The organism is Citrobacter sp. XT1-2-2 (assembly GCF_023516235.1).
GTDB classification, from domain to species: Bacteria; Pseudomonadota; Gammaproteobacteria; order Enterobacterales; family Enterobacteriaceae; genus Citrobacter; species Citrobacter werkmanii.
Genome location: NZ_CP097324.1, coordinates 2,035,798 through 2,059,678 on the forward strand (window position 1 = coordinate 2,035,798; position 23,881 = coordinate 2,059,678).

The 23,881-nt window shown below is 51.0% G+C and carries 22 protein-coding genes; 18 read left to right on the forward strand and 4 right to left on the reverse strand.

Annotation, left to right across the window (positions count from 1 at the left end):
* Nucleotides 1-123: 123 nt before the first annotated feature.
* Nucleotides 124-627 carry a non-heme ferritin-like protein gene (locus M4I31_RS09645; protein ID WP_038641501.1) on the reverse strand — a complete coding sequence of 168 codons (504 nt, stop codon included), beginning with the start codon at nucleotides 625-627 and terminating at the stop codon, nucleotides 124-126.
* Between the two features lie 554 nt (nucleotides 628-1,181).
* Here M4I31_RS09645 and M4I31_RS09650 point away from each other — a divergent pair.
* The 6 genes from M4I31_RS09650 to otsA all read left to right on the forward strand — a co-directional run bounded on the left by M4I31_RS09650 (nucleotide 1,182) and on the right by otsA (nucleotide 8,053).
* Nucleotides 1,182-1,685: a DJ-1/PfpI family protein gene (locus M4I31_RS09650; RefSeq protein ID WP_085048023.1), complete on the forward strand. Its 504-nt coding sequence runs from the start codon at nucleotides 1,182-1,184 to the stop codon at nucleotides 1,683-1,685.
* Nucleotides 1,686-2,057: 372 nt separating this feature from the next.
* Entirely contained in the window at nucleotides 2,058-3,047 is a 990-nt protein-coding gene (locus tag M4I31_RS09655; RefSeq protein ID WP_038641497.1) for an arabinose ABC transporter substrate-binding protein, read from the forward strand.
* Nucleotides 3,048-3,162: 115 nt separating this feature from the next.
* Nucleotides 3,163-4,677, forward strand: a complete 1,515-nt coding sequence (gene araG, locus M4I31_RS09660) for an arabinose ABC transporter ATP-binding protein AraG (RefSeq protein WP_085048024.1) — start codon at nucleotides 3,163-3,165, stop codon at nucleotides 4,675-4,677.
* A 14-nt stretch (nucleotides 4,678-4,691) separates the two neighbouring features.
* Nucleotides 4,692-5,678, forward strand: coding sequence for an L-arabinose ABC transporter permease AraH (gene araH, locus M4I31_RS09665; protein WP_042307755.1), 987 nt, complete (start codon nucleotides 4,692-4,694; stop codon nucleotides 5,676-5,678).
* A gap of 175 nt (nucleotides 5,679-5,853) precedes the next feature.
* Nucleotides 5,854-6,657, forward strand: coding sequence for a trehalose-phosphatase (gene otsB, locus M4I31_RS09670; protein WP_085048025.1), 804 nt, complete (start codon nucleotides 5,854-5,856; stop codon nucleotides 6,655-6,657).
* Nucleotides 6,632-8,053: an alpha,alpha-trehalose-phosphate synthase gene (otsA, locus tag M4I31_RS09675; protein WP_069323586.1), complete on the forward strand. Its 1,422-nt coding sequence runs from the start codon at nucleotides 6,632-6,634 to the stop codon at nucleotides 8,051-8,053. The genes otsB and otsA overlap by 26 nt, the downstream gene beginning before the upstream one ends.
* A 16-nt stretch (nucleotides 8,054-8,069) precedes the next feature.
* On the opposite strand, the gene uspC is transcribed toward otsA, so the two are convergent.
* Nucleotides 8,070-8,498, reverse strand: coding sequence for a universal stress protein UspC (gene uspC / locus M4I31_RS09680; protein ID WP_038641488.1), 429 nt, complete (start codon nucleotides 8,496-8,498; stop codon nucleotides 8,070-8,072).
* A gap of 793 nt (nucleotides 8,499-9,291) precedes the next feature.
* On the opposite strand from uspC, the gene flhD reads away from it, so the two are divergent.
* From flhD to cheW, 6 genes are all read left to right on the forward strand, one after another.
* Nucleotides 9,292-9,633 (forward strand): flagellar transcriptional regulator FlhD, encoded by a 342-nt coding sequence (flhD, locus tag M4I31_RS09685; protein WP_003034622.1) that lies wholly within the window; start codon nucleotides 9,292-9,294, stop codon nucleotides 9,631-9,633.
* The gene (gene flhC / locus M4I31_RS09690; protein WP_170973258.1) at nucleotides 9,630-10,214 is read left to right on the forward strand and encodes a flagellar transcriptional regulator FlhC; all 585 of its coding nucleotides are present in this window, start codon (nucleotides 9,630-9,632) and stop codon (nucleotides 10,212-10,214) included. The genes flhD and flhC overlap by 4 nt, the downstream gene beginning before the upstream one ends.
* A 124-nt stretch (nucleotides 10,215-10,338) precedes the next feature.
* Nucleotides 10,339-11,226, forward strand: a complete 888-nt coding sequence (gene motA / locus M4I31_RS09695) for a flagellar motor stator protein MotA (RefSeq protein ID WP_032939611.1) — start codon at nucleotides 10,339-10,341, stop codon at nucleotides 11,224-11,226.
* Nucleotides 11,223-12,152 carry a flagellar motor protein MotB gene (gene motB, locus M4I31_RS09700; RefSeq protein ID WP_038641486.1) on the forward strand — a complete coding sequence of 310 codons (930 nt, stop codon included), beginning with the start codon at nucleotides 11,223-11,225 and terminating at the stop codon, nucleotides 12,150-12,152. The genes motA and motB overlap by 4 nt, the downstream gene beginning before the upstream one ends.
* A 4-nt stretch (nucleotides 12,153-12,156) precedes the next feature.
* Complete coding sequence (gene cheA / locus M4I31_RS09705; protein WP_085048026.1) at nucleotides 12,157-14,205, forward strand: chemotaxis protein CheA; 2,049 nt, start codon at nucleotides 12,157-12,159, stop codon at nucleotides 14,203-14,205.
* A gap of 21 nt (nucleotides 14,206-14,226) precedes the next feature.
* The gene (gene cheW, locus M4I31_RS09710) at nucleotides 14,227-14,730 is read left to right on the forward strand and encodes a chemotaxis protein CheW (protein WP_038641481.1); all 504 of its coding nucleotides are present in this window, start codon (nucleotides 14,227-14,229) and stop codon (nucleotides 14,728-14,730) included.
* A gap of 79 nt (nucleotides 14,731-14,809) precedes the next feature.
* Here cheW and M4I31_RS09715 read toward each other — a convergent pair whose 3' ends face one another.
* Nucleotides 14,810-16,069, reverse strand: a complete 1,260-nt coding sequence (locus M4I31_RS09715; protein ID WP_085048027.1) for a dicarboxylate/amino acid:cation symporter — start codon at nucleotides 16,067-16,069, stop codon at nucleotides 14,810-14,812.
* A 406-nt stretch (nucleotides 16,070-16,475) separates the two neighbouring features.
* Here M4I31_RS09715 and tar point away from each other — a divergent pair, with 406 nt between their 5' ends.
* From tar to cheZ, 6 genes are read left to right on the forward strand one after another with little or no spacing between them, the layout of a single operon-like run.
* A complete protein-coding gene (gene tar / locus M4I31_RS09720) occupies nucleotides 16,476-18,137 on the forward strand; it encodes a methyl-accepting chemotaxis protein II (RefSeq protein ID WP_085048028.1) in 1,662 nt (553 codons plus the stop codon).
* A 43-nt stretch (nucleotides 18,138-18,180) separates the two neighbouring features.
* The gene (gene tap, locus M4I31_RS09725) at nucleotides 18,181-19,782 is read left to right on the forward strand and encodes a methyl-accepting chemotaxis protein IV (RefSeq protein WP_085048029.1); all 1,602 of its coding nucleotides are present in this window, start codon (nucleotides 18,181-18,183) and stop codon (nucleotides 19,780-19,782) included.
* Between the two features lie 19 nt (nucleotides 19,783-19,801).
* On the forward strand, nucleotides 19,802-20,674 hold the full coding sequence (gene cheR, locus M4I31_RS09730; protein ID WP_038641472.1) for a protein-glutamate O-methyltransferase CheR: 873 nt from the start codon (nucleotides 19,802-19,804) through the stop codon (nucleotides 20,672-20,674).
* Nucleotides 20,671-21,720, forward strand: coding sequence for a chemotaxis response regulator protein-glutamate methylesterase (locus M4I31_RS09735; protein WP_038641470.1), 1,050 nt, complete (start codon nucleotides 20,671-20,673; stop codon nucleotides 21,718-21,720). The genes cheR and M4I31_RS09735 overlap by 4 nt, the downstream gene beginning before the upstream one ends.
* Nucleotides 21,721-21,738: 18 nt before the next feature.
* Nucleotides 21,739-22,128, forward strand: a complete 390-nt coding sequence (cheY, locus tag M4I31_RS09740) for a chemotaxis response regulator CheY (protein ID WP_038641468.1) — start codon at nucleotides 21,739-21,741, stop codon at nucleotides 22,126-22,128.
* A gap of 13 nt (nucleotides 22,129-22,141) precedes the next feature.
* Nucleotides 22,142-22,786 (forward strand): protein phosphatase CheZ, encoded by a 645-nt coding sequence (gene cheZ, locus M4I31_RS09745; RefSeq protein WP_038643245.1) that lies wholly within the window; start codon nucleotides 22,142-22,144, stop codon nucleotides 22,784-22,786.
* A gap of 50 nt (nucleotides 22,787-22,836) precedes the next feature.
* Here cheZ and M4I31_RS09750 read toward each other — a convergent pair whose 3' ends face one another.
* A complete protein-coding gene (locus tag M4I31_RS09750; protein WP_223229514.1) occupies nucleotides 22,837-23,796 on the reverse strand; it encodes a fimbrial protein in 960 nt (319 codons plus the stop codon).
* Between the last annotated feature and the right edge of the window lie 85 nt (nucleotides 23,797-23,881).

A 23,881-nucleotide genomic window follows, 5' to 3' on the forward strand; every position in this document is an offset into this window, starting at 1 on the left:
TTCAGGTTTTAGAAAGGTTTTTTGCGCCTTTGAGAATGATAGGCGCGAGCGTAGCGATCATTGAGCGCTAGCCGGATAAGATGCGTGGCATGACTATCCGGCTAGCGTTATGAAAATTGAAGATTAGTGATGTTGGTAGTTTACGACGTTCAGCAGATGTTTATCGGTTTGCGCCATGCACAGTCCCGCGCGTTTCGCGCTGCGGACTTCATCAAGAATGGTTTGTAACAGTACGCCATCCTGCTGCTGCTCTTTTTCCAGATCGTGGAGAAAATCAACGGTTGGCTCATCGTTCAATGCTTCAGCTTCATTGGTTAAGCGTGAAAGCTTACTCGAACGCTGTTGGTACTCATCCAGTGTTTTCTGAAACAGTTCTTCAAGGGAAGTCAGTTCATCACCCGGAACATCGATGGCCTTGACGATGGGGTTAGCCCCGGCGCTTTTCATAAAATTAAACATACGCATCATTTGAGTTACGTTACCCTGCGCCTGCGTGCGTAGAAACGTTGCGGTACCTGTCAGGCTATGTTCGTAGCACCATTCGCTAAGGTGCAGGTAAAGATTCGATGCGTAGAACTCAAGATTCATTTGCGTGTTGAGTTTATGAACAATTCCAACTGCAGCCATATCAATATCCTTATTTCCAGAAAGGAGAATGTACGTTACTAACGTCAGTGCAACGGGCTGTCGCCGCACTTCACATCTACGTACAATTAAAACTGTTAGCAGAATAAATCCGTTCCGCCGGTCCTTTAGTGATCACGGATTATATCCGCTTCCGATCGAGATTCAGCATAGCGCGTGATCTGACATAAGAAAATCCTTAAATCTGCATATTTATGTTTTTTTACATATTGTCATAGCAATATTCTTAATACCTGCATTTCGTCATATAAGATGCGTGAATGTAATTGATTGATATTTAAGTATTTATAGTAATATTCTGATAATGAAATGTTGTTTCATATCACAAAATTAAATTTAACAATACGTTATTGTCTTGACCTCGCTGATTATGAAGTCCCGGCTGGTGGCGATTTCACGAATGGGTAAGGTAAATGAAAACTATCTGGTAGTTAATATTTTGCGCCAGATCATTTTTGCTGAAATTAATAAATTTAACGACCTGTACGATTCGGCATTTATTGTTTGGTGAATGTGGGGAAATCGAGGAGTTACCTATGAAAAAGGTTGCGGTGCTGCTGGCGCCTGGTTTTGAAGAGGCGGAAGCGATTGTTACCATTGATATTCTGCGTCGCCTGAATATCGAAGTTGAAACGCTGGCCTGCGCGGAGTCGCGTGCGGTGGTGAGCTATCATGACGTACCGATGGTGACCGACAGTACGTTGGCTGCGCGTCAGGCCCATCTCTACGATGCCGTCGTGTTGCCTGGGGGGCCGCAAGGTAGCGTTAATCTTGCCGCCAGCGAGGCAGTCATCCAGTTTGTCACCTGCCATGATGAGGCGGGAAAACTGATTTGTCCTGTGTGCTCTGCGGCCGCGCGCGTACTGGGCGGCAACGGTCTGCTAAAGGGGCGTCGCTACGTGTGCTCGGGAGATTTATGGCAAAACGTCACGGATGGCGAATATATCGATGCGCCCGTTGTTGAGGATGGCAATCTTATTAGCGGCAAAGGATTAGGGCATATTTTTGATTTTGCGTTTACGCTTTCGGCGCGTCTGTAGGGAGATGATATTCCGGTTCGCGATCACGCCGACCACATTTACTACCCATGGTAAACATTGTTTTCCCGAATGCTTCAGCATTCGGGGACAAGGATTTGCTGACTGATGTTATGGACTAATCTGCTATTCCTCTTTTTCTTCGTCGTCAAAATCGCGTTTTTTTATGTCATTTCTCGCTGAATTTATGTACGCAATTACTGTAATTCTGTGGTGTGATGCCGCTCTCTTATGGAGAATCAATTTCCCGCTAAAAATACTCTCAGCACTGGCATTGATCTTATCAATAAAAGGTAATGCCTTGTTTTACGTCCGAATTACAAAAAATCGTCTGATTTTACCCTACATAAAAGAACGTTAAAGCTGGAGTTGACCATGCACAAATTCACTAAAGCGCTGGCGGCCATCGGCCTGGCTGCCATTATGTCACAATCCGCTATCGCTGAGTCCATGAAGCTCGGTTTCCTGGTCAAACAACCGGAAGAACCGTGGTTCCAGACTGAATGGAAATTTGCCGATAAGGCCGGTAAAGACCTTGGTTTTGAGGTGATAAAAATCGCCGTCCCGGATGGTGAGAAAACCCTTAACGCGATTGACAGCCTGGCTGCAAGCGGTGCGAAAGGGTTTGTGATTTGTACGCCGGATCCCAAACTCGGGCCTGCCATTATGGCGAAGGCGCGCGGCTACGATATGAAAGTCATTGCTGTCGATGACCAGTTTGCCAACGCGAAAGGGAAACCGATGGACACCGTGCCGCTGGTCATGATGGCGGCAACAAAAATTGGTGAACGCCAGGGTCAGGAGCTGTACAAGGAGATGCAAAAGCGCGGGTGGGATGTGAAATCCACCGCGGTAATGGCCATTACCGCGAACGAACTGGATACCGCGCGCCGCCGCACTTCAGGCTCAATGGAAGCGCTTAAAGCTGCGGGCTTCCCGGAAAAACAGATCTACCAGGTTCCAACCAAATCGAATGATATCCCTGGCGCATTCGACGCCGCCAACTCCATGCTTGTTCAGCATCCTGAAGTCAAACATTGGCTGATCGTGGGGATGAACGACAACACTGTGCTGGGCGGCGTACGTGCGACCGAAGGGCAAGGCTTTAAAGCGCCGAATGTGATCGGTATCGGTATTAACGGCGTTGACGCGGTGAGTGAACTCTCTAAAGGCGAAGCGACCGGGTTCTACGGTTCATTACTGCCAAGCCCGGACGTTCACGGCTATAAATCAAGCCAAATGCTCTACAACTGGGTAACGAAAGGTGCAGAGCCACCGATGTTTACTGAAGTGACGGATGTGGTGCTGATTACCCGCGATAACTTCAAAGAAGAACTGGCGAAGAAAGGTTTAGGCGGTAAGTAACATAAATGCCGGATGCGTCGCCAAAGCGTCTGATCCGGCCTACGAATTACGTACTCAGTAGGCCGGATAAGGCAAAGCCGCCATCCGGTATAAAGATCTGAATCACGGAGACGTTATGCAACAGTCTACCCCGTATCTCTCATTTCGCGGCATTGGCAAAACGTTCCCTGGCGTTAAAGCGCTTACGGATATCAGTTTCGATTGCTATGCCGGTCAGGTGCATGCGCTGATGGGCGAAAATGGCGCCGGAAAATCAACACTATTAAAAATTCTCAGTGGTAACTATGCGCCAACGACGGGATCCCTGGCGATCCGCGGACAAGAAGTTTCGTTTGCGGATACCACAGCCGCGTTGAACGCCGGTGTCGCCATTATTTACCAGGAACTGCATCTCGTCCCGGAAATGACCGTTGCCGAAAATATCTATTTAGGGCAACTGCCGCATAAAGGCGGCATTGTGAATCGGTCGCTGCTGAACTATGAAGCGGGGCTACAGCTTAAGCATCTTGGCATGGATATCGATCCCGACACGCCACTGAAATACCTCTCCATTGGTCAATGGCAGATGGTAGAGATTGCAAAAGCGTTGGCGCGTAACGCCAAAATTATCGCCTTTGATGAACCGACCAGTTCCCTGTCGGCACGCGAGATTGAGAATTTGTTTCGCGTTATCCGTGAGCTGCGCAACGAAGGGCGCATCATTCTGTATGTCTCGCACCGTATGGAGGAGATTTTTGCCCTTAGCGATGCCATTACCGTATTTAAAGATGGGCACTACGTTAAAACGTTTACGGATATGCAGCAGGTCGATCACGACGCGCTGGTGCAGGCGATGGTGGGGCGTGACCTGGGTGATATTTATGGCTGGAAATCCAGGTCTTATGGCGCAGAGCGCCTGCGTTTGCATGAGGTCAAAGCCCCTGGCGTGCGCACGCCGATCAGTTTATCGGTGCGTAGCGGTGAAATCGTCGGACTGTTTGGGCTGGTGGGCGCTGGACGTAGCGAATTAATGAAAGGATTGTTTGGCGGCACGCGTATCACCGCAGGCCAGGTGTTTATTGATGAACAGCCAATTGATATTCGCAAACCGAGCCACGCCATTGAAGCGGGGATGATGCTGTGCCCGGAGGATCGCAAAGCTGAAGGGATTATTCCGGTTCATTCGGTGCGTAACAACATCAACATTAGCGCGCGTCGTAAACATGTATTGGGAGGATGCGTGATCAATAACGGCTGGGAAGAAACCAATGCCGATCACCATATTCGTTCGCTCAACATCAAAACACCGGGGGCGGAGCAACTGATCATGAACCTCTCTGGCGGTAATCAACAGAAGGCTATTCTTGGCAGGTGGTTATCGGAAGAGATGAAAGTGATTTTGCTGGATGAACCTACCCGCGGCATTGATGTGGGCGCCAAGCATGAAATTTATAACGTGATTTATGCCCTTGCGGCGCGCGGCGTGGCCGTGCTGTTTGCATCCAGTGACCTGCCAGAAGTTCTCGGTGTCGCCGATCGTATCGTGGTGATGAGAGAAGGCGAGATTGCCGGGGAGTTACTTCATGAACAGGCGGATGAACGCCAGGCGTTGAGCCTTGCAATGCCTAAAGTCAGCCAGGCTGTGGCCTGAATAAGGAGAGTATGATGTCTTCCGTTTCTACATCGGGTTCAGGTGCTGCGAAATCGGCGCTAAATCTTGGCCGCATTTGGGATCAATACGGAATGCTGGTGGTGTTCGCGGCATTGTTCCTGGTTTGTGCCATCTTCGTGCCAAACTTTGCCACCTTCATCAACATGAAGGGGCTGGGACTGGCGGTATCAATGTCGGGTATGGTCGCATGTGGGATGCTATTTTGCCTGGCATCCGGTGACTTCGACCTGTCCGTTGCATCCGTCATTGCCTGTGCGGGGGTCACAACTGCCGTGGTCATCAACATGACCGAGAGCCTGTGGATTGGCGTCGCTGCCGGGCTGTTGCTGGGAATTTTATGCGGTCTGGTGAATGGGTTTGTGATTGCACGGTTAAAAATCAATGCCCTGATCACCACTCTGGCGACGATGCAGATTGTCCGCGGTCTGGCCTACATTATCTCTGACGGTAAGGCGGTCGGGATTGAAGACGAGCGTTTCTTCACCCTTGGCTATGCTAACTGGTTCGGGCTGCCGGCACCTATCTGGATAACGATCGTTTGTTTCATCGTATTTGGCTTACTGTTGAATAAAACCACGTTTGGTCGTAACACGCTGGCTATTGGGGGGAATGAAGAGGCTGCGCGCCTGGCCGGGGTTCCGGTTGTTCGCACCAAGATTATTATCTTTATTCTTTCCGGTCTGGTATCCGCAATTGCCGGCATTATCCTCGCATCGCGCATGACCAGCGGTCAGCCAATGACCTCAATCGGTTATGAGCTGATCGTGATTTCAGCATGTGTATTAGGGGGCGTTTCGCTGAAAGGCGGCATCGGAAAAATCTCATATGTGGTCGCCGGGGTATTGATTCTGGGGACGGTTGAGAACGCGATGAACCTGCTGAATATCTCTCCTTTTGCACAGTACGTCGTACGTGGTCTCATCCTGCTGGCGGCGGTAATCTTCGACCGTTACAAGCAAAAAGCGAAGCGTACCATTTAATGATTTAAGCCCTAACTTTTTAGTCTAGCCTCAGCTAATCGCCAGCCGCTACCCGGCTGGCGATTGTTTTTCCAAATGGCGAGCATGGTCACACTGTCTATACTTATATCCGTCATACATCATCTATACGGCGCGATCCGCGCGGCGTACAAACCATGATGAGGAGGATAACCGGGTGACAGCATCACTGACATTACCCCCTGAACAATCTGCAAACTGTGCTTATTTTTTTGATCTCGATGGGACACTGGCTGAGATCAAGCCCTATCCTGACCAGGTCGTTGTCCCTAAGACAATCCTGCAATTATTACATCAGTTGGCGACGCATAACGCGGGTGCGCTGGCATTGATTTCAGGGCGCTCGATGGCTGAGCTTGACGGCCTCACCACTCCCTTTCGTTTTCCGCTTGCCGGAGTGCATGGGGCAGAACGCCGTGACATCAATGGTCAAACCCATATAGTGCGCCTGCCCGCGGGTATTGAACGTGAAGCCGGCGCGCTGTTACAGACGGCGTTGTCGAAACTGCCTGGCACGACGCTGGAAGCAAAAGGTATGGCTTTCGCGCTGCACTATCGTCAGGCGCCAGAGCATGAACCAGCGCTGGTAACGCTGGCGGAATGCATCACGCATACATGGCCGCAGCTTGCATTGCAGCATGGAAAATGTGTCGTTGAAATAAAACCGAAAGGTACGAATAAAGGCGATGCAATTGCTGCATTTATGCAGGAAGCGCCTTTTGCCGGACGGATCCCCGTATTTTTCGGTGATGATCTAACGGATGAAACCGGCTTTGAGGTAGTTAACCGCGCAGGCGGTATTTCAGTGAAGGTGGGGAGCGGGGCGACGCTGGCGACATGGCGTCTGGATGGCGTCAGCGATGTCTGGCGTTGGCTGGAGCAAATTAACTCTTCGCAGCAACAATCGAATACAACAAACAACAGAAGAGGTGACTATGGGTCGTTTAGTCGTAGTATCTAATCGTATCGCCTCGCCAGATGACAAAGGGAGCGCAGGTGGGCTCGCGGTCGGTGTGTTGGGCGCGTTAAAAACTGCTGGTGGATTGTGGTTTGGCTGGAGTGGCGATATCGGTAATGAGGATAAACCGTTAAAAAAGGTCACTCGTGGCAATATTACCTGGGCCTCGTTTAATTTGAGCGAGCAGGATTATGAAGAGTATTACTGTCAGTTTTCGAATGCCGTTTTATGGCCTGCATTCCACTACCGGTTGGATTTAGTTCAGTTTCAGCGCCCGGCCTGGGAGGGGTATCAGCGGGTTAATGCCTTGCTGGTAGATAAACTGCTGCCGCTGCTGAGCGAAGATGACATTATTTGGGTTCATGATTACCACCTGTTACCGTTTGCCTACGAGTTGCGTAAACGCGGCGTGAATAATCGCATCGGTTTTTTCCTGCATATCCCTTTTCCGACGCCGGAAATTTTTAACGCGCTCCCTCCACACCAGGCTCTGCTTGAGCAGATGTGTGATTTTGATTTACTGGGTTTCCAGACCGAAAACGATCGCCAGGCTTTTCTGGACTGTCTGGCTGTCCAGACTCAGGTAACTACCCACAGCGATAAGCGCCACAAAGCATGGGATAAAGCGTTTCGCACAGAAGTGTATCCAATCGGCATCGAGCCGGAGGAAATCGCACGCCAGGCTTCAGGTCCTCTGCCGCCAAAAATGGCGCAGTTAAAGGCAGAGCTTAAGAATGTGAAGAATATATTCTCCGTTGAGCGTCTGGATTACTCCAAAGGCTTGCCAGAGCGCTTCCAGGCCTATGAGGCGCTGCTGGAGCATTACCCGCAGCACCATGGCAAAATTCGCTATACGCAGATAGCGCCAACTTCGCGCGGAGAGGTGCAGGCCTACCAGGATATTCGCCATCAACTGGAGACAGAGGCCGGGCGGATTAACGGTAAATATGGGCAGTTGGGCTGGACGCCGCTTTACTATCTGAACCAGTATTTTGACCGCAAATTGCTGATGAAAATATTCCGCTATTCTGACGTAGGATTAGTGACGCCGTTGCGCGATGGTATGAACCTGGTGGCGAAAGAGTATGTGGCTGCACAGGATCCGGCCAACCCCGGCGTTCTGGTGTTATCGCAATTTGCCGGGGCGGCGAATGAGTTAACTTCTGCGCTTATTGTGAATCCTTATGACCGGGATGAAGTGGCTGGCGCACTTAACCAGGCGCTGACAATGTCGCTTGCTGAACGTATCTCTCGTCATGCTGAAATGCTTGAGACTATCATTAAAAACGATATCGACAACTGGCAGGCGAGATTTATATGCGATCTAAGAAAAGTTACGTCGCGTCAGAGTAAGCGCCAGTTGTCAGACAGTGTGCCTTCCTGTTCGAAACTGGCGTAACGACCTGAAGACGGTATTAATCTCCAGCCAGAGGAACTAGCAGAACATCCACCTGGCTGGCGCCGACCACGCTTTTTGCTGAGCACGAAGCGCGCGAAAAGAAGCTCTGGTTATGGTTGCCGTAAATGACCAGATCGACTGCGTGTTTACGGCAAACGTCGAGAATATGTTCATTCAGTGCCCCATAGGTAATAAAAGTATGCTCGATGGGGTACTGGGCTTCTTTGCTGAGTTTATCGATAAAATCCTGGGTCTCCTCTTGCATGAGTTCACGCAGGTCTTCCAGCATGGGGGCGGCAAACTGGTTATACATTTCTGGGTCTGAGACCAATGTGATCAGGCTAATACGGGCGTTGACAGGGCGAGCGATAGAAACTGCCTTGGCTAACAATTGCTGGCTTTCAGGGGTGGCGGCAACCGCCACCAGAATGTGCGCATAGCTCATAACTCGCTCCTTTTTTTCAAGAATTATGAGAGAACTTTTCTGCTTTACTCAGCTTACTCCATACTGCAACGTTTCTCCCCAGGATAGTGTGAATCCCATCATTATTATTCATTAATTATTCTTATAAATAGAATAATCGCTTCATATAAATTGCAAATAGGTTCTGGTCACTTAAGTAAAACTCACCGCCAATGAAAACAATGTGTTAATAAAAAATAAACAAATATTAACATTTGACGGGTTATCACTGCGCGGTATTAATTAATCACCCTTAATATTTAAGTTGTTGTTTATAAAGAATTTAATTGAAAAGTCGTTTTACATAAAATATGTGATCCAGCTCGCTATTTCATAGCGTGATATTAACGTTTGTGAACAAAATACTATTCGCTTTTATTGCAAGAATATTCGTACGCCAGGAATCGAAAAGATGAATGTCGGTTTAAAAAATAGGCAAAGTAAAAGCTGCGCTGATGGATTTATGTTAAGTGTTTAGCTGATTTATGTGATCTGCGTCACATATTCTTTAAATTCGCAGCACGGTTCCGTTGTATGTGTAACTGGCGGCGGGTAGAGTTGCGTCGAATTAGGAAAAATCTTAGACAATTGTAAGAATTGATGTGAGCTTGTAAGAAGTGCGCATTCTTCAAAAGGGCTGATTTACACAACGTGTATGTGTCGTCACGCTGCTATGTATTTGACCTTTTGCTTTTTTTTACCGGGACTTCCCGGCGACATCACGGGGTGCGGTTTCACCGCATGAAAATAATGTTGGTTATTATGGATGCAAATAATGCATACATCCGAGTTGCTGAAACACATTTATGACATCAATTTGTCATATTTATTGCTTGCACAACGTTTGATCGTTCAGGACAAAGCATCTGCGATGTTTCGCCTTGGTATCAGCGAAGAGATGGCGGACACGTTGGCAACATTAACTCTTCCTCAAATGGTCAAACTGGCTGAAACAAACCAACTGGTGTGTCACTTCCGTTTCGACGATCACCAGACTGTTACTCGCCTGACGCAAGACTCCCGCGTTGACGATCTCCAGCAAATTCATACCGGCATCATGCTTTCTACGCGACTGTTAAGCGACATCGATGATGCCGCGCGCAAGAAAAGGGCTTGATGATGAGCGAAAAAAGCATTGTTCAGGAAGCGCGTGATATCCAGTTGGCAATGGAATTAATCACATTGGGCGCCCGTTTGCAAATGCTGGAAAGCGAAACGCAATTAAGTCGTGGTCGTCTTATCAAGCTGTACAAAGAATTACGCGGCAGTCCTCCGCCAAAAGGGATGCTTCCTTTCTCCACCGATTGGTTTATGACGTGGGAACAAAATATCCATGCCTCGATGTTTTGCAATGCATGGCAATTCCTGCTCAAAACAGGGTTGTGTAGCGGTGTGGATGCCGTAATTAAAGCGTATCGTTTATATCTTGAGCAGTGTCCGCAGCAGGAAGATGGTCCACTGCTGGCGTTAACTCGCGCATGGACGCTGGTACGTTTTGTCGACAGCGGATTGCTGGAATTGTCCACATGCAACTGCTGCGGCGGGAACTTTATCACCCACGCACACCAACCCGCAGGCAGCTTTGCCTGCAGTTTATGCCAGCCGCCATCACGGGCCGTAAAAAGACGTAAACTTTCCCAGAATGCTGCCGATATTATTCCACAACTGCTGGATGAACAGATCGAACAGGCTGTTTAACTGATACGGTGTGGATAAACACTCCAGCAGCGGTAAGCGATTACCGCTGCTTTTTTTTGTCCTGACCTCAAGTTAACTTCCCGACTGCGCATCCTGTCATAGTCAATTGCGAAAGGATGATGTCGTGCTTATCTTATTAGGTTACCTGGTTGTTATTGGTACAGTTTTCGGCGGTTACATGATGACCGGCGGACACCTTGGGGCACTCTATCAACCGGCTGAGCTGGTGATTATCGGTGGCGCAGGTATTGGGGCATTCATCGTCGGCAATAACGGAAAAGCCATTAAGGGAACGATGAAAGCGATCCCGATGCTTTTCCGTCGTTCGAAATACACCAAAGCGATGTATATGGATCTGCTGGCGCTGCTATATCGCCTGATGGCCAAGTCACGTCAGCAGGGCATGTTCTCGCTCGAACGTGACATCGAAAACCCTAAAGAGAGTGAAATCTTCGCCAGCTATCCACGCATTCTTGCAGATGCCGTGATGCTTGATTTTATTGTCGATTATCTGCGACTGATCATCAGCGGCAACATGAATACGTTTGAGATTGAAGCGCTGATGGACGAAGAAATTGAGACTCATGAGAGCGAAGCCGAAGTTCCGGCTAATAGCCTGGCGATGGTTGGCGACTCGCTACCGGCATTCGGGATTGTGGCGGCGGTCATGGGCGTTGTCCATGCGCTGGCTTCCGCCGATCGCCCGGCGGCTGAACTGGGTTCGCTGATTGCGCATGCGATGGTGGGGACATTCCTCGGTATTTTACTGGCCTATGGCTTTATTTCTCCACTTGCCAGCGTCCTGCGTCAGAAAAGCGCTGAAACCACCAAGATGATGCAGTGCGTGAAGATAACGCTGCTCTCCAACCTGAATGGTTACGCCCCGCCGATTGCCGTCGAATTTGGTCGTAAGACATTGTATTCCAGCGAACGTCCTTCGTTTATCGAACTGGAAGAGCATGTTCGTGCGGTGAGAAATCCAGCTGCGCAGCAGACGACCGAGGACGCATGAAAAATCAGGCCCATCCCATTATCGTCGTAAAGCGACGCAAACATAAAGGTCACGGTGGTGGGGCGCATGGTTCGTGGAAAATCGCCTACGCCGATTTTATGACCGCGATGATGGCCTTCTTTCTGGTGATGTGGCTCATTTCCATCTCCAGCCCTAAAGAATTGATCCAGATTGCCGAATATTTCCGTACTCCACTGGCTACCGCGGTGACAGGCGGCAATCGTATTTCGAATAGCCAAAGCCCCATCCCTGGTGGAGGGGATGATTACACCCAGCAGCAGGGAGAAGTGCACAAGCAGCCGAATATTGATGATTTGAGAAAACGCATGGAGCAAAGCCGTTTAAGCAAACTTCGCGGCGATCTCGATCAATTGATTGAATCGGACCCTAAACTGCGTGCGCTGCGCCCGCATTTGAAAATTGATTTAGTTCAGGAAGGGCTGCGTATTCAGATTATCGACAGTCAGAACCGACCAATGTTTAAGACCGGCAGTGCTGAAGTTGAGCCGTATATGCGCGATATTCTGCGGGCTATTGCGCCAGTGCTCAACGGCATCCCTAACCGAATCAGTCTTTCCGGACATACAGATGATTACCCTTACGCCAACGGTGAGAAAGGGTACAGCAACTGGGAACTGTCTGCCGATCGCGCTAATGCGTCGCGCCGCGAGCTGGTTAGCGGCGGTCTGGATGATGGAAAAGTATTACGGGTGGTAGGCATGGCCGCCACGATGCGTCTGAGCGATCGCGGTCCTGAGGACGCCATCAACCGCCGTATTAGCCTGCTGGTTCTCAATAAGCAGGCAGAAGAGGCCATTTTGCATGAAAACGCTGAAAGCCAGAATGAGCCGGTAAGTGTCTTACAACAGCCAGCGGAACTTCCGCCGGCAAGCGTTCCCACATCGCCACCAGCCAATCCGAGGTGATAGCGTGAGCATGGATATTAGCGATTTTTATCAGACTTTTTTTGATGAAGCCGACGAACTGTTGGCCGACATGGAGCAACACCTGCTCGATTTGGTTCCTGAAGCCCCGGATTCCGAACAGCTGAATGCCATTTTTCGTGCCGCTCACTCGATAAAAGGCGGGGCGGGCACCTTCGGCTTTACCATTTTGCAGGAAACGACCCATCTGATGGAAAACCTGCTGGATGAAGCACGGCGTGGCGAGATGCAGCTTAATGCCGACATTATCAACCTGTTTTTGGAAACGAAAGATATTATGCAGGAACAGCTCGACGCCTATAAAAACTCAGAAGAGCCGGATGCCGCCAGCTTTGAGTACATTTGTAATGCGTTACGACAGTTAGCGCTTGAAGCAAAAGGTGAAACCTCAGCCGCGCTCGTCAATACCGCAAAGCTGAGCGTTGTTGACGGGGCGGCGATGCAGGAAGAAACCGTTGCCAATCCCGCTCCGGCCAGTAAAGAGGTCAAGAAACGGATTATTCTCTCGCGCCTGAAATCCAGTGAAGTCGATCTGCTGGAAGAGGAGCTGGGGAATCTGGCGACCTTAACCGACGTGGTGAAAGGAAGCGATACGCTGTCTGCAACGCTGGATGGCAACCTTGCGGAAGATGACATTATTGCGGTGCTTTGCTTCGTAATTGAAGCGGATCAGATTGAATTCGAAACCGTCAGCGCAGCGCCCGTGGCGGTTGATGCGAAAGCGGAAACTGAAGCGGTAGCCATAGTCGCGACGCCGCAGCCGGTTGCCGTCGCGCCTGCGGTTAAAACCGCCGCCAGTGAAGCGCCACACGCCCGCGCGGAACGTGATAAGCCTGCCCGCGCCAGTGAATCAACCAGCATCCGCGTAGCGGTTGAGAAGGTTGATCAGCTCATTAACCTGGTCGGTGAACTGGTTATCACCCAGTCAATGCTGGCCCAGCGTTCTAATGAACTGGATCCGGTCAATCACGGCGATCTCATCACCAGCATGGGGCAGTTACAACGTAACGCCCGTGATTTGCAAGAGTCGGTGATGTCGATTCGTATGATGCCAATGGAGTACGTGTTCAGCCGTTTCCCACGCCTGGTCCGCGACCTGGCGGGTAAATTGGGTAAACAGGTTGAGCTGACGCAGGTGGGGAGTTCAACAGAACTCGATAAAAGCTTGATTGAACGCATCATCGATCCATTGACGCACCTGGTGCGTAACAGTCTGGACCACGGTATTGAACTGCCGGAAAAACGTCTCGAAGCCGGGAAAAGCCCCATCGGCAATCTGACGCTTTCCGCCGAACACCAGGGCGGGAATATTTGTATTGAAGTGACCGATGATGGCGCTGGTCTGAACCGCGAACGAATCCTCGCCAAAGCCATCTCCCAGGGGATGCCGATCCACGAAAACATGAGCGATGACGAAGTCGGTATGCTGATTTTCGCCCCGGGCTTCTCGACGGCTGAACAGGTGACGGATGTCTCTGGTCGCGGTGTGGGGATGGACGTGGTGAAGCGAAATATCCAGGAGATGGGCGGCCATGTTGAGATCCAATCGAAGCAAGGACAGGGGACGACCATCCGAATTTTGCTGCCGCTGACGTTGGCGATCCTTGACGGGATGTCCGTACGCGTGGCGGACGAAGTTTTTATTCTGCCGCTGAATGCCGTGATGGAGTCACTGCAACCGCGCGAAGAAGATCTCCATCCGCTGGCCGGAGGAGAGCGCGTTCTGGAAGTGCGTGGCGAATATTTGCCGCTGGTTGAGTTGTGGAAAGTCTTCGAAGTTGAAGGCGCAAAAACCGAAGCAACGCAGGGCATCGTGGTGATTTTACAAAGCGCAGGTCGTCGCTATGCGCTGCTTGTCGATCAGTTAATTGGCCAACACCAGGTGGTGGTCAAAAACCTGGAAAGCAACTACCGCAAAGTGCCAGGTATTTCTGCTGCAACGATTCTCGGCGACGGTAGCGTCGCGTTGATTGTTGATGTGTCTGCATTGCAGGGGTTAAACCGCGAACAACGTGTGGCGATCACAGCCGCCTGATTGAGTAAGAAAGGGAATAATATGACCGGTATGAGTAATGTAACTAAACTGGCCGGCGAACCGTCAGGTCAGGAATTCCTCGTGTTTACGCTGGGGGATGAAGAGTACGGTATCGATATCCTGAAAGTGCAGGAAATTCGTGGTTACGATCAGGTAACCCGCATTGCTAACACGCCAGCGTTTATCAAAGGCGTTACAAACCTGCGCGGTGTGATTGTGCCGATTGTTGATCTGCGCGTGAAGTTTAGCCAGAGCGATGTGGATTACAACGAAAACACTGTGGTGATTGTACTGAATCTGGGGCAACGGGTGGTTGGGATTGTGGTTGACGGCGTATCTGACGTGCTGTCGCTGACAACCGATCAAATCCGACCGGCACCGGAATTCGCGGTTACGCTGTCAACGGAATATCTGACGGGTTTGGGCGCGCTGGGAGAGAGGATGCTGATTCTGGTCAACATTGAGAAACTGCTGAACAGCGAAGAGATGGCGTTGTTAGATATTGCCGCTGCTCATATGGCGTAAATAAGTAAACATATTATCCGGCCTACAATAATTGCTGTTGTAGGCCGGATAAGCGTAGCGCATCCGACACTTTTCTTTCTTACGCTTCCCGTTCAACCAGTTCCGGTTCTTCTTCCAGTAAACCTTCATCCTGTGCCAGCATCGCCGTTGCAATCCCGTTACCTAATACGTTGATCGCTGAGCGCCCCATATCGAGGAAATGGTCGATACCCATCAGTAACAAAATTCCTGCAACCGGAATATTAAAGCTTGGGATGGTTGCCGCCAGCACCACCAGCGCAGAACGCGGTACACCGGCAATCCCTTTGGACGCCAGCATCAGGGTCAACATCAGGACGGTGATTTCTGCAAAGGAGAGATGGATATTGTAGGCCTGTGCGATAAACATAGATGCAAATGAGCAATAGACCATAGAACCCACCAGGTTAAACGAATAACCGATAGGCAGTACAAATGACACGATATTAGGCGAGCAGCCAAATTTGGTTAATTGCTCCAGCGTTTTCGGATAAGCGGCTTCGGAACTGCTGGTGGTGAAGGCGACCAGAACCGGGTCTTTCAGCATGCTGACCAGGCGGAACACCTCTTTTTTCAGCATCACATAACCCACGGCCAGCAGGACCAGACAGGTCAGCAAAATGGCCACATAATAACCGCCAATGAACGACGCGTAGTTGAGCAGGATCCCCAGGCCCTGGGTGGAGATAACGGAAGATATTGCGGCAAAAATAGCCAGCGGCGCAACATACATCACGTAACCGGTCACCTTCAGCATAATGTGGGAGACGACATCCAGCGCGGCAACCAGCGGGGCGTTAAATTTTTCGCCGAGCGAAGCACCACCGATGCCGAAGAACATCGAGAACACGACGATTTGCAGAATCTCATTGTTGGCCATCGCCTCAGCGATGCTGGTGGGAATGGTATGCGTCAGAAAACCTTTCAGGCTCATACCGCCTACGGCCAGGCCGGTATCGGTGGCTTCCAGCGGGATCGCCAGGTTCAGGCCGCTGCCGGGTTGTTCGAGGGAGACCACAAACAGACCGACCAGAATAGACAGAATAGAAGAGCTGATAAACCAGATCATCGCTTTGCCACCCACGCGCCCGATGGTTGAGGTTTCGCCCAGGCGCATAATACCCACGGTCAGGGTGCTGAAGACTAAAGGCGCAATCACCATCTTAATCAGGCGCAAAAAGATGTCGGTGAGAAGCGTAATATTATCGGCCCAGGCGGTAACAACGCCGGGCGAGGCATAAGAGTGGATCCCTGCACCCGACAGGATCCCCGCCAGCATGAAGATCACAATAAACAACGTGAGTTTGTTTGCATTTGCCACTAAAAAGCCCTCAGTAAGGATTTAACATTTATTGTTCGGTTACTCATTTTTTATACTTATTAAGTGGTAACGAAATATTCATCATATAAATTGGATTAAAGCGTAATCGGATACAACTTTTTTTAATTTTTTATTCATTTTGTTGTGGTATTTACGAAGAGAATATGTGATCTGAATCACGAAAAAGTGCATGATTGTTCTCATCTGACCTTAAGAACAGGCAAATATGAATGTTATTTACATGATAATTATGATGTTTTTATGTGAATGACTTGTGGTGGCTGTTCAACTGCTGCTCAGTGGTTCTGCCTGACTGTATTTCCCTCCCGTATTTCCCTTTCGCAAACGTAAAGTTATCTCAGCGAGTGCCGATAACGTTGATAACTCGTTTTCAGGAAGGTGCCTTATGTTTAACCGTATCCGCGTTGTCACAATGCTGATGATGGTGCTGGGGGTTTTCGCACTGCTACAGCTTGTTTCCGGTGGTCTGTTGTTTTCTTCATTGCAGCAGAATCAGCAAAGTTTTGTTATTTCTAACGATCTTCGACAGCAGCAAAGCGAACTCACCTCGACATGGGATCTGATGCTGCAAACACGTATTAATTTAAGCCGTTCTTCCGCGCGTATGATGATGGATGCGTCCAATCAGCAAAGCAGCGCGAAAAACGATCTGCTAAAGAATGCGAAAGCATCGCTGGCGCAGGCAGAAACGCATTACGCAAAATTTAAAAACATCACGCCGTTGCCGGAGATGGCAGAAGCCAGCGGCAACGTTGATGAGAAGTATCAGCAGTACCATGCGGCCTTATCAGAACTGGTCCAGTTTCTGGAAAACGGCAATATGGATGCCTATTTCGCGCAACCTACTCAGGGAATGCAAAACGCGCTCGGCGAGGCGTTGGGCAAGTATGCCAGCGTGAGCGAGAAGCTTTACGTTCAGGCGTTCGATCAAAGCGCGCGTGATTACCACTTTGCCCAATGGCAGCTCGGCATTCTGGCCGTGGTGCTGGTGCTGATTCTGGTGGTGGTGTGGTACGGCATCCGTCATACCTTGCTCAACCCTCTGGCGCGCGTTATTGCTCATATCCGTGAGATCGCCAGCGGTAATTTAACCGCGACGCTGACGGTCCACGGACGTAACGAAATTGGTGAGCTGGCCAGTACGGTTGACCATATGCAGCGTTCGCTGACGGAAACCGTCACCCTGGTACGTGAAGGTTCTGATGCGATTTATTCCGGTACCAGCGAAATTGCCAGTGGTAACACCGATCTTTCATCCCGTACTGAGCAACAGGCATCTGCGCTGGAAGAGACCGCCGCCAGCATGGAACAACTGACCGCAACCGTGAAGCAAAACGCGGATAACGCGCGTCAGGCTTCTCAATTGGCGAAAAGCGCCTCTGATACCGCACAACATGGCGGCAAAGTGGTTGATCGCGTGGTGAACACCATGCATGAAATTGCCGATAGCTCGAAGAAAATTGCCGACATCATCAGCGTCATCGATGGCATTGCTTTCCAGACCAATATTCTCGCACTGAATGCGGCGGTTGAAGCGGCGCGTGCCGGTGAGCAAGGGCGTGGTTTTGCCGTGGTCGCAGGCGAAGTGCGTAATCTGGCGAGCCGTAGTGCGCAGGCGGCGAAAGAGATCAAAGCATTGATTGAAGACTCTGTTTCCCGAGTGGATACCGGTTCTGTCCTGGTAGAGAGCGCCGGGGAAACCATGAATGACATCGTCAATGCGGTGACGCGGGTGACCGACATTATGGGGGAAATCGCCTCTGCTTCAGACGAACAGAGCCGCGGGATAGATCAGGTTGCGCTCGCAGTATCTGAAATGGATCGTGTGACGCAACAGAACGCCTCGCTGGTTCAGGAATCGGCCGCCGCAGCGGCAGCGCTCGAAGAACAGGCCAGTCGCTTAACCCAGTCGGTGTCGATTTTCCGTCTCGCGTCACGCCCGACGTCGGCTAAACCCCGTGATACGCGGTTACCTGCGGCGGCGACAACGACTGCATCATCTCCGCGCCAGAATAGTGAACAAGATACGAATTGGGAAACATTTTGACTGGTAGTTAAACCGCGGCCTGCGCCGCCTGATGGGAGCGTTGATGTTTAATCGTATTCGAATTTCGACCACGCTGTTTTTGATTTTAATCCTCTGCGGTGTTTTGCAGATTGGCAGTAATGGCTTGTCCTTCTGGGCATTTCGGGACGGTTTTCAAAACCTGAATCAGGTCGAACGGAGTAACCAACAACGCGCTGCGCTGGCCCAAACCCGCGCTGTGTTATTACAGGCCAGTACGGCCCTTAATAAGGCAGGAACGCTGACTGCACTGAGCTATCCGCCAGAGGATATCAAAGCCTTGATGACGCTTGCGCGCGATAGCCTGGCGCAGTCCGAGTCAATGTTTAAACGCTTTATGGCGACGTCGGATACCACAGAACAAGAGAAGACGCTGATTGGCGCGACGGAGAAAAGCTTTAGCCAATGGCACAGCGATCTGGTTCATCAGGCAACCTGGCTTGAGAACAACCAATTGTCAGATTTTCTGACCGCGCCGGTGCAGGCTTCGCAGGCTGCTTTTGATGCGAATGTTAACGCGTGGCAGAGCAACATCGACCGCGTGTTGCAAACAGCAGGGGATCTCAGCCAGCGAAATTATCATATGTCGGGGGGGATTTTCGCCGTCATGGTGGTACTGGCGGTGCTGTTAACCAGTGCGGCGTTGTACTGGTCGCGCAAGATGATTGTCCAGCCGCTGGCGATTATCGGCAGCCATTTCGACAGCATTGCCGCGGGTAACCTGGCACGGCCTGTAGCAGTTTATGGTCGCAATGAGATCTCGGCCATTTTTGCCAGTCTGAAGAAGATGCAGCAGGCGCTGCGTGAAACAGTGAGTGAAGTTCGCCAGGGTAGCTCAGCCATGCACAGTGGCATTTCAGAGATCGCGATGGGCAATAACGATTTGTCTTCACGAACTGAACAGCAGGCGGCTGCACTGGCGCAAACGGCCGCCAGTATGGAACAACTCACTGCCACCGTTGGGCAGAATGCGGATAACGCGCGCCAGGCTTCAGGAATTGCTAAAAATGCGGCAGACACAGCCCATAAAGGCGGCGAACAGACGTCGCGGGTCGCCAGTACTATGCATGAGATTTCCGCCAGCTCGCAGAAAATTGGCGACATTATCGGGGTGATTGACAGCATTGCCTTTCAGACCAATATCCTGGCGCTGAATGCCGCTGTAGAGGCTGCCCGAGCGGGGGAACAGGGGCGCGGTTTTGCCGTTGTTGCTGGAGAAGTGCGCAATCTGGCCAGCCGGAGCGCACAGGCAGCAAAGGAAATTAAGGGACTGATTGAGGAATCTGTCACCCGGGTTCATCAGGGATCGCAGTTGGTCGATATGGCGGCGCGCACGATGACAGAAATTGTCAGCTCTGTGACCCGGGTGAACGACATCATGGGGGAGATTGCCTCGGCGTCTGATGAACAGCGCAGAGGTATTGAACAGGTGGCGCAGGCCGTCAGCCAGATGGACTCCGTGACGCAGCAAAACGCCGGGCTGGTGGAAGAAGCCGCATCCGCCACCGGACAACTCGCCACGCAGGCCGATCATCTTTCTGCCTGTGTCGCATTTTTTAAGCTTGAAGAGCAAAACGTAGCAAAACAAGAGTTGGCGCAACCGCAGGTTGTGCCCGTTGTATCCTGAATGTGATTGAGAAGGCGCTATGACATCATCTCTGCCCTCCGGGCAAACGTCATTATTGTTACAGATGACACAGCGCCTCGCGCTGTCTGACGCGCATTTTCGTCGGATATGTCAATTAATCTACCAGCGTGCGGGGATCGTACTGGCCGACCATAAGCGGGACATGGTTTATAACCGCCTGGTTCGCCGCCTGCGAACCCTGGGTCTGGATGACTTTGGTCGCTATCTCAGCATGCTGGAAGCTAACCAGAACAGTGCTGAGTGGCAGGCTTTTATTAATTCTCTGACCACCAACCTGACCGCGTTTTTTCGCGAAGGGCATCATTTTCCGGTGCTGTCGGATCATGCTCGTCGGCGTAGCGGTGAATACCGCGTCTGGAGCGCGGCGGCGTCAACCGGAGAAGAGCCGTACAGCATCGCCATTACGCTCGCCGATACCTTAGGTATGGCGCCGGGCCGCTGGCGTGTTTTTGCCAGCGACATTGATACCGAAGTGCTGGAAAAGGCGAGAAGCGGTATTTACCGCCTTGATGAGCTAAAGACGCTGTCACCCCAGCAGTTGCAGCGTTATTTCATGCGCGGCACCGGACCGCATGAAGGGCTGGTACGCGTCCGGCAGGAACTGGCGGGGCATGTTGAATTTTCCAGCGTGAATTTACTGGATAAGCAGTACAACGTGCCTGGGCCCTTCGATGCCATATTTTGCCGTAACGTAATGATCTACTTCGATAAAACGACGCAACAGGACATATTGCACCGTTTTGTTCCACTTCTTAAACCAGATGGGCTGCTGTTCGCAGGTCATTCAGAAAACTTTAGCAACCTCGTGCGCGAGTTTAGCCTGCGTGGACAGACCGTGTATGCGCATGCGCCAGGTAAGGATAAAGCATGAGTAAAATCAGGGTGTTGTCGGTTGATGATTCTGCATTGATGCGTCAAATCATGACCGAAATTATTAACAGCCACAGTGATATGGAAATGGTGGCGACGGCGCCAGATCCGTTGGTCGCCCGGGATTTAATCAAAAAATACAATCCCGACGTACTGACACTGGATGTGGAAATGCCGCGCATGGACGGTCTCGACTTTCTTGAGAAGTTGATGCGTCTGCGTCCGATGCCGGTCGTCATGGTCTCTTCTCTGACCGGTAAAGGTTCAGAGGTCACGTTGCGGGCGCTGGAGTTGGGGGCGATTGATTTTGTCACTAAACCGCAGTTGGGGATCCGTGAAGGGATGCTGGCCTACAGCGAAATGATCGCGGAGAAGATCCGCACTGCGTCGCGGGCAAAACTGGCGGCTCATAAACCCATGGCAGCACCAACGACCTTGAAAGCAGGGCCATTACTCAGTTCGGAAAAATTGCTGGTGATTGGCGCCTCAACCGGAGGAACAGAGGCAATTCGCCATGTACTCCAGCCATTGCCGCTTTCAAGTCCAGGTATTCTTATCACCCAGCATATGCCGCCAGGATTTACCCGCTCGTTCGCCGAACGTCTGAACAAACTGTGTCAGATCACGGTGAAAGAAGCCGAAGACGGGGAACGCGTTCTCCCGGGGCATGCGTATATTGCGCCCGGTGACAAACATATGGAGCTGGCGCGTAGCGGCGCGAACTACCAAATAAAAATTCATGACGGCCCGCCGGTTAACCGGCACCGGCCTTCAGTGGATGTGCTGTTCCATTCGGTGGCAAAACATGCGGGGCGTAATGCGGTGGGAGTGATCCTGACCGGCATGGGCAACGACGGCGCCGCCGGAATGTTAGCGATGAACCAGGCTGGCGCCTGGACCATTGCGCAAAATGAAGCAAGTTGTGTGGTGTTCGGCATGCCGCGCGAGGCCATCAATATGGGTGGCGTAAGCGAAGTGGTCGATCTTAGCCAGGTAAGCCAGCAAATGCTGGCGAAAATCAGTGCCGGACAGGCAATACGTATTTGAATCAGGAGTCTATTTTTTATGGCGGATAAAGAGCTTAAGTTTTTGGTTGTGGATGACTTTTCCACCATGCGTCGCATCGTGCGTAACCTGCTCAAAGAGCTGGGGTTCAACAATGTTGAAGAGGCGGAAGACGGCGTGGATGCGCTGAATAAGCTGCAGACTGGGGGATTCGGTTTTGTCATTTCCGACTGGAACATGCCGAATATGGACGGCCTGGAACTGCTGAAAACCATTCGTGCAGATGGCGGAATGTCTTCCCTACCAGTGCTGATGGTCACGGCAGAAGCGAAGAAAGAAAACATTATTGCGGCAGCACAGGCAGGCGCCAGTGGTTATGTCGTTAAACCGTTTACGGCGGCGACGCTGGAAGAAAAACTCAATAAGATCTTTGAGAAACTGGGCATGTGAGGGTGTGATAATGATGATGCAACCACAAATTAAACCTGCTGACGAACACTCAGCAGGGGACATCATCGCGCGCATCGGCAGTTTGACCCGAATGCTGCGCGACAGCCTGCGCGAACTGGGGCTGGATCAGGCTATTGCCGAAGCGGCGGAAGCGATTCCCGATGCCCGCGATCGTCTCGATTACGTTGTGCAAATGACTGCACAGGCGGCAGAGCGCGCGCTGAACAGCGTGGAAGCTTCGCAACCGCACCAGGACGCGATGGAAAAAGGGGCCAAAGAGCTGACAAAACGCTGGGATGAATGGTTCGAAAATCCGATCGAGCTGTCTGACGCCCGGGAGCTGGTCACCGACACCCGTCAGTTTCTTGGTGACGTGCCCGGACATACCAGCTTCACCAATGCCCAGTTGCTGGACATCATGATGGCGCAGGATTTCCAGGACCTCACCGGTCAGGTCATCAAGCGTATGATGGATGTTATCCAGGAGATTGAACGTCAGCTGCTGATGGTTCTGCTGGAAAACATTCCGGAGCAGGGCGCTCGTCCAAAACGTGAAAACGAAAGCTTGCTGAACGGCCCACAGGTTGACACCTCAAAAGCCGGCGTGGTGGCAAGTCAGGATCAGGTTGACGACCTGCTGGATAGTCTCGGGTTCTGATTGTTGCGCGAGTCCCCTCAGGCCGCAGAGTAGGTCTGAGGGGAAAGTTCTCAGCGTAAATCCATTTTAACGGTCATGTTGCCTTCAAAGCTTCCTGGTTCCGGGCGGCTGGCGGTGGTAGAGACCGGCGCGGCCGTCATGTTAATTATGCCATTTCCCTGTTCATCCAGCGTAACCGGAAAGTCCACAGAACCATCCAGTACTACGTTCTGATTATTTGCATCAAACATTCTGATACCGAGATCGTTTCTGCCAATCAGTTTGGCGATGTAGGACTGACTACCCTCTACCACGCCCTGATCGGCGGTCAACGTCAGCTTAATCTTGTCGCTGTTGCTGATGGCGGGGCCGTCACAATGGTAGGCGATATCGACATCTTTCAGCGTATAGCCTTTTGGCGGTTGACCCTGGTTAACAAACTGACTGCTGATAATACTCCCCATATCAACCTCAATGGTGCTTCCAGCATTAATCGTACAACTGAGAGGGGCGGTAAGCTTACCGCTCAGCCAGATATTGGACACCAGTTGAGCATCGGTGTTGCGGCATGAACCATTTCCTGTATACAGACAGGCATAGCTTTGCACAACCAGCGTGGGGTCGATGATCTCTTCACCCAATATCGGTTTTTTAATGTACAGATAAAAGCGAATCACGCTGAGCTTGAACTTTCGTTTGACCGTTGCGCCACCGGTCGGTCGCGTTTCGTTGTTACAGACATCTGCCGTCCCTTCCGACAGTTTTTGGTCTGCCTTTTGACTGCCCATATTGCCGATTGGGGTCGGGTACTCGGTGATTTTGATCTCACTTAACCCCATGCCATCGGGATTGTCGATAGCGTCGTTAAATCCCGAAACCTTGATATCCAGGTTCTCTGTTAAGACTCCGTATCCACTGACGCCTGCCGTCAGCGGACTACCGGCGAAGTTGTATTCATAAATCATCGATGCTGATGTGGTATTGGCGGGACATGTGCAATTGGCTTCGATCTCAGGCCCGGTACCTGGCATGTAGCTCCCCGTTAAGTATGAATAATTTGTGTTATTTTCTGTGCTGCTGAGTTCATGCTCATATGACACTGAATAGTCAGCAGAT

Coding starts and splice junctions, on each gene's coding strand:
- M4I31_RS09645 (WP_038641501.1), bottom strand. CDS start 627: ATGGCTGCAGTTGGAATTGTTCATAAACTCAACACGCAAATGAATCTT.
- M4I31_RS09650 (WP_085048023.1), top strand. CDS start 1,182: ATGAAAAAGGTTGCGGTGCTGCTGGCGCCTGGTTTTGAAGAGGCGGAA.
- M4I31_RS09655 (WP_038641497.1), top strand. CDS start 2,058: ATGCACAAATTCACTAAAGCGCTGGCGGCCATCGGCCTGGCTGCCATT.
- araG (WP_085048024.1), top strand. CDS start 3,163: ATGCAACAGTCTACCCCGTATCTCTCATTTCGCGGCATTGGCAAAACG.
- araH (WP_042307755.1), top strand. CDS start 4,692: ATGTCTTCCGTTTCTACATCGGGTTCAGGTGCTGCGAAATCGGCGCTA.
- otsA (WP_069323586.1), top strand. CDS start 6,632: ATGGGTCGTTTAGTCGTAGTATCTAATCGTATCGCCTCGCCAGATGAC.
- uspC (WP_038641488.1), bottom strand. CDS start 8,498: ATGAGCTATGCGCACATTCTGGTGGCGGTTGCCGCCACCCCTGAAAGC.
- flhD (WP_003034622.1), top strand. CDS start 9,292: ATGCATACATCCGAGTTGCTGAAACACATTTATGACATCAATTTGTCA.
- motB (WP_038641486.1), top strand. CDS start 11,223: ATGAAAAATCAGGCCCATCCCATTATCGTCGTAAAGCGACGCAAACAT.
- cheW (WP_038641481.1), top strand. CDS start 14,227: ATGACCGGTATGAGTAATGTAACTAAACTGGCCGGCGAACCGTCAGGT.
- tar (WP_085048028.1), top strand. CDS start 16,476: ATGTTTAACCGTATCCGCGTTGTCACAATGCTGATGATGGTGCTGGGG.
- tap (WP_085048029.1), top strand. CDS start 18,181: ATGTTTAATCGTATTCGAATTTCGACCACGCTGTTTTTGATTTTAATC.
- cheR (WP_038641472.1), top strand. CDS start 19,802: ATGACATCATCTCTGCCCTCCGGGCAAACGTCATTATTGTTACAGATG.
- M4I31_RS09735 (WP_038641470.1), top strand. CDS start 20,671: ATGAGTAAAATCAGGGTGTTGTCGGTTGATGATTCTGCATTGATGCGT.
- cheY (WP_038641468.1), top strand. CDS start 21,739: ATGGCGGATAAAGAGCTTAAGTTTTTGGTTGTGGATGACTTTTCCACC.
- cheZ (WP_038643245.1), top strand. CDS start 22,142: ATGATGCAACCACAAATTAAACCTGCTGACGAACACTCAGCAGGGGAC.
- M4I31_RS09750 (WP_223229514.1), bottom strand. CDS start 23,796: ATGCCAGGTACCGGGCCTGAGATCGAAGCCAATTGCACATGTCCCGCC.